Raw genomic sequence first — 15978 nt, forward strand, 5'->3', positions numbered from 1 at the left:
GTAGAACCTCAACCTAAGTTGATGTCAACGCTGAATTTCCCTCTCGCGCAACAGCAGAAAAGTCAAAGCCGCCAGGCTCTGGGCGTCGGTGATCGCGCCGGCCCGGATCATGTCGTTCAGCTCTGCTCGGGAGAACCACGCGCTGTGCATGTCCTGCTCCTCATGCTCGCGTTCGTGATCGCCCGCGGTGAGGCCGGTCGCCAGGAACACCCAGCCGCGCTGGCTGCTCATTCCCGCCGCCACATCGAGTTGGCCGAGTCGTTCCATGGTCTCGGCGCGCAGACCGGTCTCCTCACGGAGCTCGCGGTGGGCGAGCGCGGTGGCCTCCAGATGCTGATTCTCTGGCGCTGTGCCCTGAGGGAACTCCCAGCGTCGCAACCCCAACGGATAGCGGAACTGCTCGACGAGGTGAAACCGATCGCCGTCGGGGTCGTACGGAATCACGAGGGCGTAGGTCTGCTTGTCCACGACGGCGTAGATGCCGGTGCTGCCGTCAGACCGGACGACGTCGTCTTCGCGCAGCGTCAACCAGTTGTTCCGGTACACCTCGCGCGTCGCGGTCCGGCGGATGGCGGCCGTCAGACCGATGCGTAGCCGATCCGGCGGGATGTCGCCGGCGCTCTCGATGTCGTCGGCGAGGGTGGCGGCGAAGTCGACGAGGTGGGCCACGTCGATGTCGTAGGGCGCCGGCTGGTCGACGAGGGAGAGCCGCGCCGACGCACGTCTCAAGAGCGCAGCGGCACCGGTGCGGTTGCCGCGCTGCACATGCGTAATGCCCACAGCCAGTTGCGCCAGGCCCTGCCAGAGCGCACGTTCGTGGTCCGGGCCGTTCTTCCACGCCGCTTCGAGTACTTCGTGGGCGCTGAACGCCTGACCACGGTCGAGCAGATCCTGGGCGTAGGCGAGAGTTTCGGCCGGCGCGAGCTCCAGGTCATCGGGAATGCGTGCGACGCCGTCACTGCCGTACGGCAACGGCCGGCCGAGTGCGTCACGCGGGCGGGTGCTGCGCGGCCGCCCGGAGTCGTCGCGGTCGCGTCCAGCTGCTGTGCCCATACCACCCGACGGTAGCCTCACAAGGGTGTTGCTGGCCTCCTTGAACCCCGCAGCTGTTGCCGCGGGCGCCGAACTTGACGATGCCGTTTCCATCGACGGGGCCGTGCTGAGCCGCAGCGACCTCGTCGGCGCCGCCACTTCGGTGGCCGAGCGCGTCGCTGTCGCCCGCCGCGTCGCCGTCCTGGCGACCCCGACCCCGACGACGGTCCTCGCCATCATCGGGTGCCTGATCGCCGGCGTGCCGGTGGTCCCGGTACCCGCCGACGTCGGCACGGCCGAGCGGCGGCACATCCTCGCCGACTCGGGCGCCCAGGCCTGGCTGGGGGAGCGGCCCGACGAGACTGAGGGATTGCCGCACATCCCGGTGCGGCTGCACGCCCGGTCCTGGCACCGCTATCCCGAGCCTGCAGCTGATTCGACCGCGATCATCATGTACACCTCGGGAACCACCGGAGCGCCCAAGGGCGTGCCGATCAGTCGTCAGGCCATCGCCGACGACATCGACGCGCTGGCCGAGGCGTGGCAGTGGACCGCCGCAGACACCCTGGTGCACGGTCTGCCGCTGTTCCACGTGCACGGCCTGGTGCTGGGCCTGCTCGGCTCGCTGCGGATCGGAAACCGCTTTGTACACACCGGGAAACCGACGCCGGCCGCGTATGCGGAGGCGCAGGGCACGCTGTACTTCGGGGTGCCGACGGTGTGGTCGCGGGTGGTCAAGGACCTCGACTCTGCCCTGGCGCTGTCCACGGCACGGCTACTGGTCTCCGGTAGTGCGCCGCTGCCGGTGCCCGTGTTCGACGAGTTGGTGCGGCTGACCGGGCACGCTCCCGTGGAGCGCTACGGCAGCACCGAATCGCTGATCACGCTGAGCACCCGGGTGGACGGTGAACGCAGGCCCGGCTGGGTCGGGTTGCCGCTGGCCGGTGTCCAGACCCGGCTGGTCGACGACGACGGTGCACCGGTGCCCCACGATGGTGAAACCATCGGACGGCTACAGATCAAGGGCCCCATGGTGTTCGACGGTTACCTCAACCGGCCCGAGGCCACGGCCGAGGCCTTCGACCCCGACGGCTGGTACCGCACCGGCGATGTCGCGGTGATCGACGCCGACGGGATGCATCGCATCGTCGGACGCGAATCGGTGGACCTGATCAAGTCCGGCGGCTACCGCATCGGTGCAGGAGAGATCGAGACGGTGCTGCTGGGCCACGACGGCGTCGACGAGGCGGCGGTAGTCGGGGTGCCCGACGAGGATCTCGGGCAGCGCATCGTCGCGTTCGTCGTCGGCGCCGCTGCGCCTGAGGTGCTCATCGAGTTTGTCGCTCAACAACTTTCAGCACACAAACGCCCCCGCGAAGTGCGGCTGGTGGACAGCCTGCCCCGCAACGCGATGGGAAAGGTGATGAAAAAGGAACTGGCGCAATGGGACTGACGTTCGCCGAGATCTGCAACGATGCACACGACCCCGAAACGTTGGGGGCCTGGTAGACCGACTGATCGGCCTGGGCGCCCGCCACGTCGACATCGGGCAGGGCGAGCAGACCTGGGTGGCGCTGGCCGACTCCGAGGGCAACGAGTTCTGTGTGCTCGCTGCGAGTAGGGCCGGCTCCGCCGACGTGTTAACAAAAGGCGTAGCTTGGTCGATAGAGAGGTTGGAAAGCGCACGTCAACCTGCCGATGTTTGGAGGCCACACGTGAATCTCAAGAAGATCGTGGGAACGGCAATGATCGCCGGTGCACTTGGCGCCGGATCCCTCGGGTTGGGCGCGGCTTCAGCACAGGCTGACCCCGGCCCCCGTATTCCGTGGGTTCCCGGTCCGGGCTGGGTTGATTGGAATCCAGGCCCGAACTTGCCACCAGGCCAGATCAAAAAGTGGTGCCCGTGGCAATCCCCGCCTGGTCACTGGGTCGGTGGCCCGCACGGGATTCCTTGCACCTAGCCGCACCTGAGCCAGCTCGAACGTCGGCTTGTGTGTCAGGTTTTCGCGAATTTTGACACACAAGCCAATGTTCGGCGCCGAAATCTAGTTGGCGTGCAGCGCGTCGTTGAGCGTGATGCCGGTGCCGTCACGCTTGACCACCTCGACCGCGCCGGAGAGTGAGTTGCGGCGGAACAGCAGGTTGTTGGCTCCGGACAGCTCGACCGCCTTGGTGGTCTGGCCGTCGGCCGTGCTCACCTTGGTGCCGCCGGTGACGTACAGCCCGGCCTCGATCACGCAATCATCGCCCAGCGAGATGCCCAGGCCCGCGTTGGCGCCCAGCAGGCAGCGCTTGCCCACCTTGATGACCTCTTTGCCACCACCGGACAGGGTGCCCATGATCGACGCGCCGCCACCGATGTCGGAGCCGTCGTCCACCACGACACCGGCCGAGATCCGGCCCTCCACCATCGAGGTGCCCAGCGTGCCGGCGTTGAAGTTCACGAAGCCCTCGTGCATGACCGTCGTCCCCGAGGCCAGGTGCGCACCGAGGCGGACGCGGTCGGCGTCGGCGATCCGCACACCCGACGGCAGCACGTAGTCGACCATCCGCGGGAACTTGTCGACGCCGTAGACCGCGACGGCCCCGCGGCGGCGCAGCTTGGCGCGCACGGTTTCGAAGCCCTCCACGGCGCATGGCCCGAAGCTGGTCCACACCACGTTGGCCAGCAGGCCGAAGATGCCGTCCATGTTGGCGCCGTGCGGGGCCACGAGCCGGTGCGAGAGCAGGTGCAGCCGCAGGTAGGCGTCATGCGCGTCGGCGGGCTTGGCCGCGAGGTCGCTGATCGTGGTGCGCACCGCCACCACCTCGACGCCGCGGTCGGCATCGGGGCCGGTCAGGTCCGCGAGCTCGGCGGGCACGTCGTCACCGGTGAGCTTCACCGTGCCGGCGTCGCCGGAGGCGCTCAGCTCGGGGGCGGGAAACCAGGTGTCCAGGACGGTTCCGTCGGTGGTGATGGTGGCCAGGCCGACGCCAGATGCTGCAGTCACGTTGGCCAAGGTTACTGGACTACCGTTGACGTCCATGGGGCTAGACCTGCGTGCCGATCCGATCGCGTTGACCGCCGCGCTGGTGGACATCCCCAGCGAATCGCGCCATGAACGACTCATCGCCGATGAGATCGAGGCCGCGCTGCGTACGCAGGCACCGTGGTTCGAGGTGATCCGCAACGGTGACGCGGTGCTGGCCCGCACCAACCTGGGCCGTCCGTCACGGGTGATGCTGGCCGGCCATATCGACACCGTGCCCGCCGCCGATAACCTGCCCAGTCACATCAAGAACGGCGAGATGTGGGGCTGCGGCACCTCGGACATGAAGTCGGGTGACGCGGTGTTCCTGCACCTGGCCGCCACGATCACCGAGCCCAGCCACGACATCACCCTGGTGATGTACGACTGCGAAGAGATCGAGTCCAGTGCCAACGGGCTGGGCCGTATCGAACGCGAGCTGCCGGACTGGCTGCAGGCCGACGTCGCGATCCTCGGCGAACCGTCCGGCGGTTACATCGAGGCTGGTTGTCAGGGCACGATCCGCGTCGTCGTCGGGGCGACCGGCACCCGCGCACATTCCGCGCGTTCCTGGCTGGGGGACAACGCGATTCACAAACTCGGCGGGGTGCTCGACCGGCTCACCGCCTATCAGCCCCGCAGCGTCGACATCGATGGTTGCGTGTACCGTGAAGGGCTGTCCGCGGTCCGGATCGACGGCGGCATCGCCGGCAACGTGATCCCGGACGCCGCCTCGGTGACCGTCAACTTCCGTTTCGCCCCCGACCGCAGTGTCGATCAGGCCGTCGCCCACGTCCATGAGGTGCTCGACGGCCTCGACGTCGACATCGAATTGACCGACGCCGCCGCGGGTGCACTGCCGGGCCTGGCCAAGCCGGCTGCTGCTGCGCTGGTGGCCGCGGCTGGGGGAGCCGTGCGCGCCAAGTACGGCTGGACCGATGTGTCGCGGTTCGCCGCGCTGGGGATCCCGGCCGTGAACTACGGGCCGGGCGATCCCAACCTGGCACACAAGGTCGACGAACGCGTCGAGGTCGCCCAGATCACCGCGGTCACCGACATGCTGAGGCGCTATCTGTCGTGAGCACGGTTCGTGTCGACAGCTGGATCTGGGCGGTGCGTATCACCAAGACCCGGTCCGCGGCGGCGGCCGCCTGTCGCGGTGGTCATGTGCGGGTCAACAACGTGCCGGCCAAACCGGCGCAGCACGTCAGTCCGGGCGACGAGGTGCGGGTCCGGTTGGACGGACGAGAGCGGATCGTGGAGGTCATCCGCCCGATCGCCAAGCGGGTCGGTCCCGCCATCGCAGCGGAGTGCCTGATCGACCGCAGCCCGCCACCGCCGCCCAAGGAGATCGTGCCGGCCGTGCCGGTCCGCGATCGGGGTGCCGGCCGCCCGACGAAACGTGAACGGCGCCAACTGGATCGGCTGCGCGGAACCCTTTGAAGTTAAATCGGTTGCACGCGTGCGTACTATGGGTAACGCATCTGCTGTCAACCGAGGTGGGCCGAGAACATGCTGGGAACTGACGATATCTCCGGGTGATCCCGAGAGTCGATTCGTCTTCCTGTCCCTCTGTGCGGTGCCTTTCTGCCCGCATCACCTTGGAGTACCAGCATGTCTATCGTCTGTTCCCATTTGTCGTTCTCCTGGCCCGATGACGTCGAGCTGTTCTCGGACCTGTCGTTTTCCGTCGGCCCCGGCCGCACCGGACTGGTCGCACCGAACGGTGCCGGAAAGAGCACGCTGCTCAAGCTGATCGCCGGCGAGAACCTGCCCTCGGCGGGCTCGGTGACGTCTGACGGCGCCGTCGGCTACCTGCCCCAAAGCTTGCCGTTCACTGCTGATCTCACCGTGGCTGCGGTACTGGGGATCGCCCCGGTGCTCGACGCACTGGCCGCCTTGGCCGCCGGTGACGCCAGTGACGAGGTATTCACGACCATCGGCGATGACTGGGACATCGAGGAACGCTCGCGGGCCCAGTTGGACCGGCTCGGCCTCGGCGGCTTGGCGTTGGACCGCCAGTTGGGCACGCTGTCCGGCGGGGAAGTGGTGTCGCTGGGACTGGCGGCTCAACTGTTGAAGCGGCCGGGTGTTCTGCTGCTCGACGAGCCGACGAACAATCTGGACAGTGCGGCCCGGCATCGCCTCTACGACGCGCTCGACAGCTACACCGGCTGTCTGTTGGTGGTCAGCCATGACCGGGTGTTGCTGGACCGGATGGATCAGATCGCCGAGCTGTACCACGGTGAAATGATCTTCTACGGAGGAAATTTCACCGCCTATCAGGAAACGGTAGAGGCGGCGCAGTCGGTGGCCGAGGGCAACATCCGCAATGCCGAACAACAGCTCAAGCGTGAGAAGCGGCAGATGCAGGAGGCGCGCGAGCGCGCTGCCCGACGCTCCTCGAATGCGGCACGCAACGTCAAGGACGCCGGGTTGCCGAAGATCGTGGCGGGCAAGCTCAAGCGCGATGCGCAGGAATCGGCGGCCCGCGCCGACGATGTACACGCCAAGCGGGTCGACGACGCGCGGACCCGACTCGACGAAGCGGAACGAATGCTGCGCGATGACAAGGTGATCGCGCTGGACCTGCCTGACACCGTGGTGCCTGCAGGGCGTACGGTCTTCGCCGGGGAGGATCTGCAGATCAGCCGTGGCGGGCAGAAACTGTTCGCCGGCAACGGTATTGGTTTGTCGATCCGCGGTCCGGAGCGCATCGCACTGACCGGTCCCAACGGCGCGGGCAAGTCGACCCTGCTCCGGGTCATCGACGGCGCGCTGGAACCCGACTCGGGGACGGTGCAACGGGCCGAAGGGCGCATCGCCTCGCTGTCGCAACGCCTGGACCTGCTGGCCGAGGACCGCACAGTGGCCGAGAGTCTGGCGGCTGCTGCGCCGAGTCTCTCGCACACTCGGCGCATGCATCTGTTGGCGCAGTTCCTGTTTCGCGGTGACCGCATCCACCTGCCGGTGGCGGCATTGTCGGGCGGGGAGCGGCTGCGGGCGACGCTGGCCTGCGTGCTCTATGCCGAGCCCGCACCCCAACTACTGCTGCTGGACGAGCCGACCAACAATCTGGACCTGGTCAGCGTCGGTCAGCTGGAATCGGCGCTGAACGCCTATGAGGGGGCTTTCGTGGTGGTCAGCCACGACGAACGGTTTCTGGAGGCCATCGGCATCGACCGCTGGCTGCGGCTGGACGGCGGCGAGCTGAGCGCTACTGCCGGCGCTGGCTGATGTTGTGGGCCTGGGCCGGTAGCGTGCTGACGCCATAGCCGTCCTCCGGCCGCACACCCGCCGAGGCGCGGTCGCCCAGCTGCTCGTTGTACCCGAGGGCGCCGGCGCCGGCCTCGGCCCGATGGCCGGCTTCACCGTCGTGTTTGCGGTGCTCGGCCTTGTCTTCTCGGTCTTTGCCGTCATTCTTGCCGTCGTGCTTGCCGTCCTGCGGATCCGTCGGCCCGCCGTCGGAGCCGTCGCCCTGGCCGTCCCCGGGGCCCTGATGGCCGGCGGCGTTGGCCTTGATGGCGTCCTCCGCTCCGGTACCGCCGACATCGGCGGCCGTGGCCGCCGCAACGCCGCCGCCTCCGGCTGCCTGCGTAGCGCCCTCGACGATGCTCTGCACTCCCTGCATGACCTGCTGCGGTACCTGCGTCACGGCCTGGGTCAGGCCCTGCAGCGGCTGGGTGACCGACTGCATCATCTGTCCGGCCATCTGGCTGAATTGGCCCATCATCTGGCCCGCGCCGTCGGCGCCGCCACCGCCCGCCCCGGTTGCCCCGGTTGCCCCGCCGCCCGCGGCCGCCGAGGAGTTGCCGCTGAGCGCATCGGCCTGTGCCTTGAGTCGCTCTGCGGCGGCCTGATCGCCCCGTGCGTAGGCCTGCGACGCCTGGCCGAGCAAATCGGACATCCTGCCGGCAGCGACCTGGGTGGCACCGAGGGCGCCGTCCCGGGATGACATCGCGCCACCGTGAGCGGTCAGAGCCTGGGAGGCGATGGGGCCGAGGCTGGTTGCGAGGTCAGACGGCCCCGAGAACGCATTCTTGAAGTTGTTCATGTCTTCGCTGACATTGCCGACGATCCCGCCCAAGTTGCTGATGGCGGCCGTGTCGGCGACGAACTGGTTCATCGAGCCCCCTCGAGATCGTGTGGTCTAAGTGGGCATTCTACGGTCGGTCCGGGTGGGCGCCAGACGAAGAATTGCTCAAGCCGATGCCTGGCGTTCGGCGTCCCCGGCAGCGGCGAGCATCCCGATGTCGCGGTATCGCGCCGAGACATCCCGTAGCGCCGCGCCATCTCCAGCGGCAAGCGCCCGCGCATGGTCCGACGTCAGCTGCCCGAACAGGCAATCCAGATCCACCCGGGCCAGCGCGTCGACCGCGCGCGTATCGCCGAGTCGCACGCCGTCGTGCAACGCGCGCAGCATCACCGAGGATTGTTCGCCGCGCTCAGCGGCCCGGGCTGCCTCGCGCGCCGCGGTCACCGCACCCACCGAATCCTTGCGGGCAAAGCACGTCCAGGCGCGGGCCAGGGACAATTCCGGCGCGAACAGCATCGACTTGAGCCCGTGCCGAGACTCTGCGCGCGACAATGCTTTCCCGGCTTCGACCGGCATGCCCCGTTGTCCGAAGGTCTGGGCCAACAGCATCCACGCCAGCGGACCCCAGGAATACCCGGTCGGTGCCAACGCGGCAGTCGCCTTGCGTAACAAGGCAATCGCCTCATCGAGCTGACCGCGCACCAGCAACACGTCGGCCATCAGCACCTCGCCCACCGCGCGACCGGGCTGCAGCAGCTGGGTGAAATCGGTGATCGTCTGAGCCAGTTCCTCGGCGCGGTCTAGCCGGCCGGTCATCAGTAGCGCCGTGGTCTGACCGTATCCGCTGGTGAACCGCAACAGGCCCGGATGCCCTGCCGTCAACGCGCGCTCGGCCATCGCGTCCACCCGGTCGAAGGCGCCCAGGCGCGCGCAACTGAGCGCCGCCGTCGACCCCGCCCAGCCGACCGCGGTGTCATCAGCGGCGGGGGAGGCCAGCACCTCCAGGGCCAGGCCCAAAGCCCGTTGTGGCGCACCGGCATTCATCGCGAAGGTGGCTGCGAGCGCGTCGAGCGTGGTCTGTGCCCTCGGTGTCGACACCCGTCGGCGGGTGGCCTTCAGGAACGCGGTGGCGCGTTCGGGTTCGGACAACATCCAGAACTGATTGGCCGCCTGCGGCAGCGCCCACGCCATCAGTTGATCCTCGGACAGGCCGGCCGGGTCGATCTGTCCCAACACGGCATCGGCCTCACGGCCGCGGCCCTGCCAGGCCAACGCGTACGCCAGGGTCAGCAGACTCGTGAATTCGCCTCCGCCCGCAGTCGCGGCCCGTGCCAGCCGTTCGCTCAGCTCCAGGTCGCCCAACCGCAGCGCCTCACCGGCCGCGCCGACGAGTTCCCCGGCGGGAAGGGGCACATCGCTGTCGAGGGCCAGTACCGCCACCCGCAGCCGGTCGACGACACCGGGCCGTGGCGCCGCGGACAATCTCTCGACCACCGCGTTGCGCAACCGCCGCAGGTCGGGCCCGCCGACAGTGGCGCGCATGGCACTCAGGAACAGCGGATGCACACAGTGCACCATCTCGTCGACGACGCGAACCACGCCACCGTCCTGTGCCGCCTGCACGGCACCGGTGCTGGTCAGTGCCGTCAGATCGGCAAGTGGCAGCGGATCGTGCACCGCCAGCTGTCGCAAGACCCCGGCCACGTCGTCGGGCAGGTCGGCGAGAAACGTGTCCACCTGGTCGGCCAGCCGGGCATCATCGTGGCCCGGCGGTGACATCTCGACGCGGTTCACCAGCCGGTCACCCCACAACGCCGCGACGTCGTCGGGCGCCCCCGCAGACGCGGTCACGATGAGTTTGGCCGCACCGGTCACGGCGAGTTGGTAGACGAGCGCCGCCGACAACCGGTCCAGCAGATGCGCGTCGTCGACGACCACCAGCAACTCGGACCCGAGCGCCTCCCGCGCCGCGCGCATCACCTCGGCGGTCTTGCCTGTCGAGGGGATGTCGATCAGGTGCGCGACCGCTGCAAAGGGAACTGCCGCAGCCGATTCCGTGCCGGTGATCCACAGGACGCGACGGAAATCCGCCGTGAGATGTTCGGCTGCGGTGCGGGCCACCGACGACTTGCCCACCCCGGCGGGGCCGAGTAACGCCGCGCCGCAGCGTTCGTGCAGGCCGGCTTCCAGGCCGTCGAGCACACGGTCACGCGGTGCGATCACCCAGTCGACAGCCATCCACCGAATCCTATGGTGGGCTGCCGCCGTTCAACGCTGATTCGACATCCGGGTGCGCCGAGATCGCGTCGTCCATACCGCACTCCGCGATGACCCGTCGGATGCTCGGCATCGTGATGACGAGTCGGACCGTGACCCCCTGCTGCCGGCTGTCGACGGCCTGTTTGGCCAGGGCGACCAGCGCCCCGCAGCTCATGAAATCCAGGGATCCGCCGTCGACGACGAGGATCGAACCCTCGGGAGCGGCGGCCGCCGACTCGCCGAGCATGCGTTCCCACGTGGACTCGTTGTGGGCATCGACCTGTCCGAAGACCTGAACGACGAGGCCTTCGGGTACGGGGTGAGCCATCCAGTGCAGCTCGTGATCCTGCGGGTTCGATTCCACGATGGAACCGAGCATACCGATCTTGGTTTACGTTGTAAACGAGCCTGCTCAGTGGCCGTCGAGCCAGGTTTCGATGCGATCGAGGAGGGCTTCCAGCGCTTCTTCGAACTCGTCGGTGCTGTGGTCCTCGGCCAGCATCGGTTGCAGCCGCCGCAGGTTCGGATAGTCGGCCAGCGAGGTATCGGGCCGCGGCTCGTCGTCGAGAGCCGCCTCGTCCGGGCTGAGCGCGACACCGCGTGCAGACACCTCCAGCAGCAACTGGCCGACCAGGAACGTGGTGTACGTCCGGTAGGCGGCCACGGCGGCGTCATCGTCGAACCCGTAGGAGATCAGCGTCTCCAGAAAGGTCTCCATCCAGCGCAGGCTGCGTAGCGGCGGCCGCACCCACGGAGCCTCCGGCGCCTCGGTCGCCACCAGAGGGAACACCTCGGGATGGTCAAGAGCGATCTGGCGTACCCCGTGCCCCAGCCGCAGCAGGAAGTCCTGCCAGCCGTCCTCCTGTCGCCGCGCGGCGAGCTGATCGGCGTAGAGGCGGTCCACGATGTGGTTGACCACACCGGTCAGCAGGTCGCCCCGGCTGTGCACATAGCGGTACAACGCCATGGCTTCGACGCCGCAGGCCGTGCCCAGCCGTCGCATGGTCAATTTCGTCAGACCTTCGCGGTCGATCAGATCGATCGCGGTGTCCAAGATGAACTCGCGATTCAACCTTGCCGGTTGATCGACATCGTCAGTCACCAGGTTCGTCCCTCCGCGTTCAGCCCAGTCTCCCTGTGAGCCGGGGTCGAGTCCATCACCCGACGGACATCGCCCACCCGACATCGACGGTTCACCACCACCCTCTAGGTTGTGTGCGTGTCCGGTGAAACTGACCGCGAGTTTGCGGTGTGTGTCTATTGCGCCTCGGGTCCCACCCATCCCGAGCTGCTGGCCCTGGCCAGTGAGGTCGGGGTGGCGATCGCCAAGCGCGGATGGACGCTGGTCTCCGGGGGCGGCAACGTGTCGGCGATGGGGGCGGTTGCCCGGGCGGCGCGATCGAGCAACGGTCGCACGGTCGGCGTGATTCCCAAGGCGCTCGTTCACCGCGAGCTCGCTGACGTGGACGCCGCTGAACTGGTGGTCACCGACACCATGCGGGAACGCAAGAAGGAGATGGAGGACCGCTCCGACGCGTTCATCGCGCTGCCCGGTGGCATCGGCACGCTGGAGGAGTTCTTCGAGGCCTGGACGGCGGGCTATCTCGGGATGCACGAGAAGCCGGTGGTGCTGCTCGACCCGTTCGGTCACTACGACGGCTTGTTGAAGTGGCTGCGCGGGCTCGTCGCCTCGGGTTACGTGAGTGATGCAGCGCTCGAGCGGTTGATCGTCGTCGACGAGGTCTCCGCCGCGCTCGAGGCGTGCGAGTCGGTTACCTAGAACCGGCGGTAACGGCGGTTACCAGCGCGGCTATGGTGTTGGCCACACGAGAGCCACTTCGAGACCCATAACAACGCGCAGGGGGAGACCGCATGACCGACCAGAAATCGGGCACCAGGAGCAGCGTCGGCCTACTCGACCTCGCCAGCCAGGTACCCGGTCTGCTGATGGATGCGCCGGTCATCGCACGGGGCGTGCTCACCGGGATGATGGCCCGGCCGACCGCCAAGACCTCGATCGGCAAGGTGTTCCAGGAGCGGGCCGCCCAGTACGCCGACCGGGATTTCCTCAAGTTCGGCGACGAGCGCATCACCTACCGCGAAGCCAACGAGACCGTCAACCGGTATGCGGCCGTCCTCGCGGCCAAGGGCGTCGGCCACGGCGACGTCGTCGGCGTGATGCTGCGCAACTCGCCCGATGCCGTGCTGCTGATGCTGGCGATCGTCAAGTGCGGCGCAGTCGCAGGCATGCTCAACTACCACCAGCGGGGCAAGGTGCTGGCCCACAGCTTCGGGCTGCTCGACGCCACCGCCGTGGTGGCCGAGTCCGATCTGATCGAGCACGTCACCGACTGCGGGGCCGAGGTCAACGGCCTCATCACGGTCGAGGAGCTGCGCAGGCTGGCGGCCACCGCGCCGACCACCAACCCGGCCAGCGCGTCCGCCGTCCTGGCCAAGGACAAGGCGTTCTACATCTTCACCTCGGGCACCACCGGCATGCCCAAGGCCAGCGTCATGACGCACTACCGCTGGCTGCGCGCCCTGGCCGGATTCGGTGGCCTCGGGCTGCGGCTGCACAGCGACGACACCCTGTACTGCTGCCTGCCGCTCTATCACAACAACGCACTGACCGTCTCGGTCGGTTCGGCACTGAACTCGGGTGCCGCCCTGGCCCTGGGCAAGTCGTTCTCGGCGTCCCGGTTCTGGGACGAGGTCATCGCCTACGACGCGACCGCCTTCGTCTACATCGGCGAGATCTGCGGCTATCTGCTCAACCAGCCGCCCAAGCCGACCGACCGCGCACACAAGGTCCGCGTGATCGTCGGAAACGGGCTGCGCCCGGCCATCTGGGACGAGTTCACCCAGCGCTTCGGCATCCCGCGCGTCTGCGAGTTCTATGCCGCCAGCGAGGGCAACACCGCCTTCGTCAACGTCTTCAACGTCTCGAAGTCCACCGGCATCTGCCCGAGCCCCGTCGCCTTCGTCGAATATGACGCCGACAGTGGCGAACCGGCCCGCGGCGCCGACGGCCGGCTGCGCAAGGTCAAGCGCGGCGAGCCCGGCCTGATGCTGTCCAAGATCAACGCATTGCAGCCGTTCGACGGCTACACCGACAAGGCTGCCAGCGAGAAGAAGCTGGTGCGCAACGCCTTCAAGGAAGGCGACGTCTGGTTCAACACCGGCGACCTGATGCGCTCTCAGGGGCTGGGTCACGCCGCGTTCGCCGACCGGCTCGGCGACACGTTCCGGTGGAAGGGCGAGAACGTGGCCACCACCGAGGTGGAGGCGGCTGTTGCCAGCCATCCGCTGATCGAGGAGTGCACCGTGTTCGGCGTCGAGGTGCCCGGCGCCGGCGGTCGCGCCGGGATGGCCGCCGTGCAGCTCAAGGGCGGCAAGGAGTTCGCCGGCAAGGAGCTGGCCGACGCGTTCTACGAGCACCTGCCGGCCTACGCCGTGCCGCTGTTCGTCCGCGTCGTCACCGAACTGGCGCACACCTCGACGTTCAAGAGTCAGAAGGTCGACCTGCGCAAGCAGGGCTACGGCGACGACGTCAAGGATCCGCTGTACGTCCTGGCCGGTCGCGAGGAGGGCTACGTGCCCTTCTACCCGGAATACCCCGACGAAGTGACGGCCGGTAAGCGACCGAAGTAGGCGGGGCGGACAGCTCCGCGCCGATTTCCACGTCTGGGTCGTGGACCGCGTCCGGCGACGACCAACAGGTAGAAAACGGCGCGGAAGCTGGCGCGAATACTGCGGTGGTCGAGCCACCGGGCACTATGGAGGCGTGTTGACGACGTTCTGCGGGCGCCCGGTCGCGGCTGACCGTGCGCTGATCATGGCGATCGTCAACCGGACGCCGGACTCGTTCTACGACCGCGGCGCCACCTTCACCGACGACGCGGCCAAGGCTGCTGCCCAGCGCGCGATCGACGAGGGTGCCGACGTGATCGACGTGGGCGGCGTCAAGGCAGGCCCCGGCAGCATGGTCGACGCCGAAGAAGAGATCGCCCGCGTCGTGCCGTTCATCGAATGGCTACGCACCACCTACCCCGACCAGTTGATCAGCGTCGACACCTGGCGCGCCGCCGTGGCCAAGCAGGCCTGCGCGGCCGGGGCCGACCTGATCAACGACACCTGGGCGGGTGCTGATCCGGGTCTGCCCGAGGTGGCCGCCGAGTTCGGCGCCGGCCTGGTGTGCTCACACACCGGTGGCGCGGTGCCGCGCACCCGGCCGTTCCGGGTGAACTACGGGATCACCGAACGCGGCGTCGTCGACGACGTCATCGCCGAGGTGACCGCGGCCGCCGAGCGGGCGGTAGCAACGGGTGTGCCACGCGACCGGATCCTGATCGACCCCACCCATGATTTCGGTAAAAACACTCATCACGGTCTTAGTTTGTTGCGTCACGTAAAAGATCTTGTTAAGACCGGATGGCCAGTCCTGATGGCGCTGAGCAACAAGGATTTTGTCGGGGAGACTCTGGGTGTGGATCTGACCGAACGCCTGGAGGGCACCCTGGCCGCGACGGCACTGGCCGCCGCGGATGGAGCCGCGATGTTCCGGGTACACGAGGTCGGACCCACACGGCGCGTGCTGGAGATGGTCGCGTCGATCCAGGGAGTGCGGGCACCCGCACGAACAGTGAGGGGGTTGGCATGACTTTCAGCGAGGAGCCGAAGGCGGATCGCGCATGACTACAGCGCCTGATCTCAATACCCTCGACGGCGTCGTGGGCCACCGCTGGCTGACCGACCACAGCTGGAACCGGCCGAGCTGGACCATCGCCGAGCTGGAGGCCGCCAAGGCCGGCCGCACGGTCTCGGTGGTTCTGCCTGCCCTCAATGAGGAAGAAACCGTTGCGTCCGTCGTCGAGACCATCACCCCGCTGCTGGGCGGGCTGGTCGACGAGCTGATCGTGCTCGATTCGGGCTCAACCGACGACACCGAGATCCGTGCCGTCGCCGCCGGGGCCCGGGTGGTCAGCCGCGAGGTGGCGCTGCCCGAGATCGCGCCGCAACCGGGCAAGGGCGAGGTGCTGTGGCGGTCGCTGGCCGCGACGACAGGCGACATCATCGCCTTCGTCGACTCCGACCTGATCGATCCCGACCCGATGTTCGTCCCGAAGCTGCTCGGCCCCCTGCTCACCGCCGACGGGGTGCACCTGGTCAAGGGGTTCTACCGGCGGCCGCTCAAGGTCAGCGGGGCCGAGGATGCGAACGGTGGCGGCCGGGTCACCGAGCTGGTGGCGCGCCCGCTGCTGGCCTCGCTGCGCCCTGAACTGAACTGCGTATTGCAGCCGCTGGGCGGTGAATACGCGGGCACCCGCGAGCTGCTGACCTCGGTGCCGTTCGCGCCCGGCTACGGCGTGGAGATCGGCCTGCTGGTCGACACCTACGACCGGCTCGGCCTCGACGCCATCGCCCAGGTGAACCTCGGCGTCCGGGCGCACCGCAACCGGCCGTTGACCGAGCTGGCCTCGATGAGCCGGCAGGTCATCGCGACCCTGCTGTCGCGGTGCGGGATCGCCGATTCGGGGATGGGGCTGACGCAGTTCTACGCCGACGGTGACGACTTCACCCCGCGGGTGTCGTCGGTGTCCCTGGCCGACCGCCCGCCCATGGTCACACTGCGGCCGCGCTGAC

At 68.1% G+C, this 15978-nt stretch carries 14 protein-coding genes and 2 pseudogenes; 9 read left to right on the forward strand and 7 right to left on the reverse strand.

Annotation, left to right across the window (positions count from 1 at the left end; all coding sequences use genetic code 11):
* Positions 1-24: 24 nt before the first annotated feature.
* Together AB0876_RS29375 and AB0876_RS29380 are read right to left on the reverse strand one after the other, a co-directional pair.
* Positions 25-582 (reverse strand): NUDIX domain-containing protein, encoded by a 558-nt coding sequence (locus tag AB0876_RS29375; RefSeq protein ID WP_526043753.1) that lies wholly within the window; start codon positions 580-582, stop codon positions 25-27.
* Positions 577-1053: pseudogene (locus AB0876_RS29380) on the reverse strand (DUF309 domain-containing protein); the annotation flags it as partial. The gene AB0876_RS29375 and the pseudogene AB0876_RS29380, both read right to left, overlap by 6 nt.
* A gap of 25 nt (positions 1054-1078) precedes the next feature.
* Between AB0876_RS29380 and AB0876_RS29385 the strand changes: the two are divergent.
* Positions 1079-2485, forward strand: coding sequence for an AMP-binding protein (locus AB0876_RS29385; protein ID WP_526043661.1), 1407 nt, complete (start codon positions 1079-1081; stop codon positions 2483-2485).
* A gap of 13 nt (positions 2486-2498) precedes the next feature.
* Positions 2499-2648 (forward strand): annotated as a pseudogene (locus AB0876_RS29390) (VOC family protein); the annotation flags it as partial.
* Positions 2649-3077: 429 nt separating this feature from the next.
* Here the strand turns inward: AB0876_RS29390 and dapD are convergent.
* Positions 3078-4022 (reverse strand): 2,3,4,5-tetrahydropyridine-2,6-dicarboxylate N-succinyltransferase, encoded by a 945-nt coding sequence (gene dapD, locus AB0876_RS29395; RefSeq protein ID WP_526043662.1) that lies wholly within the window; start codon positions 4020-4022, stop codon positions 3078-3080.
* Positions 4023-4056: 34 nt separating this feature from the next.
* On the opposite strand from dapD, the gene dapE reads away from it, so the two are divergent.
* From dapE to AB0876_RS29410, 3 genes are all read left to right on the forward strand, one after another.
* The gene (gene dapE / locus AB0876_RS29400; RefSeq protein ID WP_526043663.1) at positions 4057-5121 is read left to right on the forward strand and encodes a succinyl-diaminopimelate desuccinylase; all 1065 of its coding nucleotides are present in this window, start codon (positions 4057-4059) and stop codon (positions 5119-5121) included.
* Positions 5118-5483 (forward strand): Hsp15 family ribosome-associated heat shock protein, encoded by a 366-nt coding sequence (gene hslR, locus AB0876_RS29405; RefSeq protein ID WP_526043664.1) that lies wholly within the window; start codon positions 5118-5120, stop codon positions 5481-5483. Before dapE ends, hslR begins: the two co-directional genes overlap by 4 nt.
* A gap of 171 nt (positions 5484-5654) precedes the next feature.
* A complete protein-coding gene (locus tag AB0876_RS29410) occupies positions 5655-7277 on the forward strand; it encodes an ABC-F family ATP-binding cassette domain-containing protein (RefSeq protein WP_526043665.1) in 1623 nt (540 codons plus the stop codon).
* Here the strand turns inward: AB0876_RS29410 and AB0876_RS29415 are convergent.
* The 4 genes from AB0876_RS29415 to AB0876_RS29430 all read right to left on the reverse strand — a co-directional run bounded on the left by AB0876_RS29415 (position 7258) and on the right by AB0876_RS29430 (position 11407).
* On the reverse strand, positions 7258-8166 hold the full coding sequence (locus AB0876_RS29415; protein ID WP_526043666.1) for a type VII secretion target: 909 nt from the start codon (positions 8164-8166) through the stop codon (positions 7258-7260). The two genes, AB0876_RS29410 and AB0876_RS29415, sit on opposite strands and share 20 nt — an antisense overlap.
* A 75-nt stretch (positions 8167-8241) precedes the next feature.
* Entirely contained in the window at positions 8242-10314 is a 2073-nt protein-coding gene (locus AB0876_RS29420; RefSeq protein ID WP_526043667.1) for an ATP-binding protein, read from the reverse strand.
* Positions 10315-10324: 10 nt separating this feature from the next.
* Complete coding sequence (locus tag AB0876_RS29425; RefSeq protein ID WP_491842259.1) at positions 10325-10714, reverse strand: anti-sigma factor antagonist; 390 nt, start codon at positions 10712-10714, stop codon at positions 10325-10327.
* Positions 10715-10747: 33 nt separating this feature from the next.
* A complete protein-coding gene (locus AB0876_RS29430; protein ID WP_526043754.1) occupies positions 10748-11407 on the reverse strand; it encodes a TetR/AcrR family transcriptional regulator in 660 nt (219 codons plus the stop codon).
* 147 nt (positions 11408-11554) lie between these two features.
* Here AB0876_RS29430 and log point away from each other — a divergent pair, with 147 nt between their 5' ends.
* From log to AB0876_RS29450, 4 genes are all read left to right on the forward strand, one after another.
* Complete coding sequence (log, locus tag AB0876_RS29435) at positions 11555-12115, forward strand: cytokinin riboside 5'-monophosphate phosphoribohydrolase (protein ID WP_491842260.1); 561 nt, start codon at positions 11555-11557, stop codon at positions 12113-12115.
* Between the two features lie 92 nt (positions 12116-12207).
* Positions 12208-13986, forward strand: a complete 1779-nt coding sequence (fadD6, locus tag AB0876_RS29440; RefSeq protein WP_055116473.1) for a long-chain-acyl-CoA synthetase FadD6 — start codon at positions 12208-12210, stop codon at positions 13984-13986.
* 184 nt (positions 13987-14170) lie between these two features.
* Positions 14171-14995, forward strand: a complete 825-nt coding sequence (folP, locus tag AB0876_RS29445; protein ID WP_526043755.1) for a dihydropteroate synthase — start codon at positions 14171-14173, stop codon at positions 14993-14995.
* 31 nt (positions 14996-15026) lie between these two features.
* A complete protein-coding gene (locus AB0876_RS29450; RefSeq protein WP_526043668.1) occupies positions 15027-15977 on the forward strand; it encodes a glucosyl-3-phosphoglycerate synthase in 951 nt (316 codons plus the stop codon).
* Position 15978 lies beyond the last annotated feature (1 nt).

Origin of the sequence: Mycobacterium sp. NPDC049093 (assembly GCF_040704635.1) — a bacterium.
In the GTDB taxonomy this organism is placed as follows: domain Bacteria; phylum Actinomycetota; class Actinomycetes; order Mycobacteriales; family Mycobacteriaceae; genus Mycobacterium.

Coding starts and splice junctions, on each gene's coding strand:
- dapE (WP_526043663.1), top strand. CDS start 4,057: ATGGGGCTAGACCTGCGTGCCGATCCGATCGCGTTGACCGCCGCGCTG.
- AB0876_RS29410 (WP_526043665.1), top strand. CDS start 5,655: ATGTCTATCGTCTGTTCCCATTTGTCGTTCTCCTGGCCCGATGACGTC.
- AB0876_RS29415 (WP_526043666.1), bottom strand. CDS start 8,166: ATGAACCAGTTCGTCGCCGACACGGCCGCCATCAGCAACTTGGGCGGG.
- AB0876_RS29420 (WP_526043667.1), bottom strand. CDS start 10,314: ATGGCTGTCGACTGGGTGATCGCACCGCGTGACCGTGTGCTCGACGGC.
- AB0876_RS29425 (WP_491842259.1), bottom strand. CDS start 10,714: ATGCTCGGTTCCATCGTGGAATCGAACCCGCAGGATCACGAGCTGCAC.
- fadD6 (WP_055116473.1), top strand. CDS start 12,208: ATGACCGACCAGAAATCGGGCACCAGGAGCAGCGTCGGCCTACTCGAC.
- folP (WP_526043755.1), top strand. CDS start 14,171: ATGGCGATCGTCAACCGGACGCCGGACTCGTTCTACGACCGCGGCGCC.
- AB0876_RS29450 (WP_526043668.1), top strand. CDS start 15,027: ATGACTACAGCGCCTGATCTCAATACCCTCGACGGCGTCGTGGGCCAC.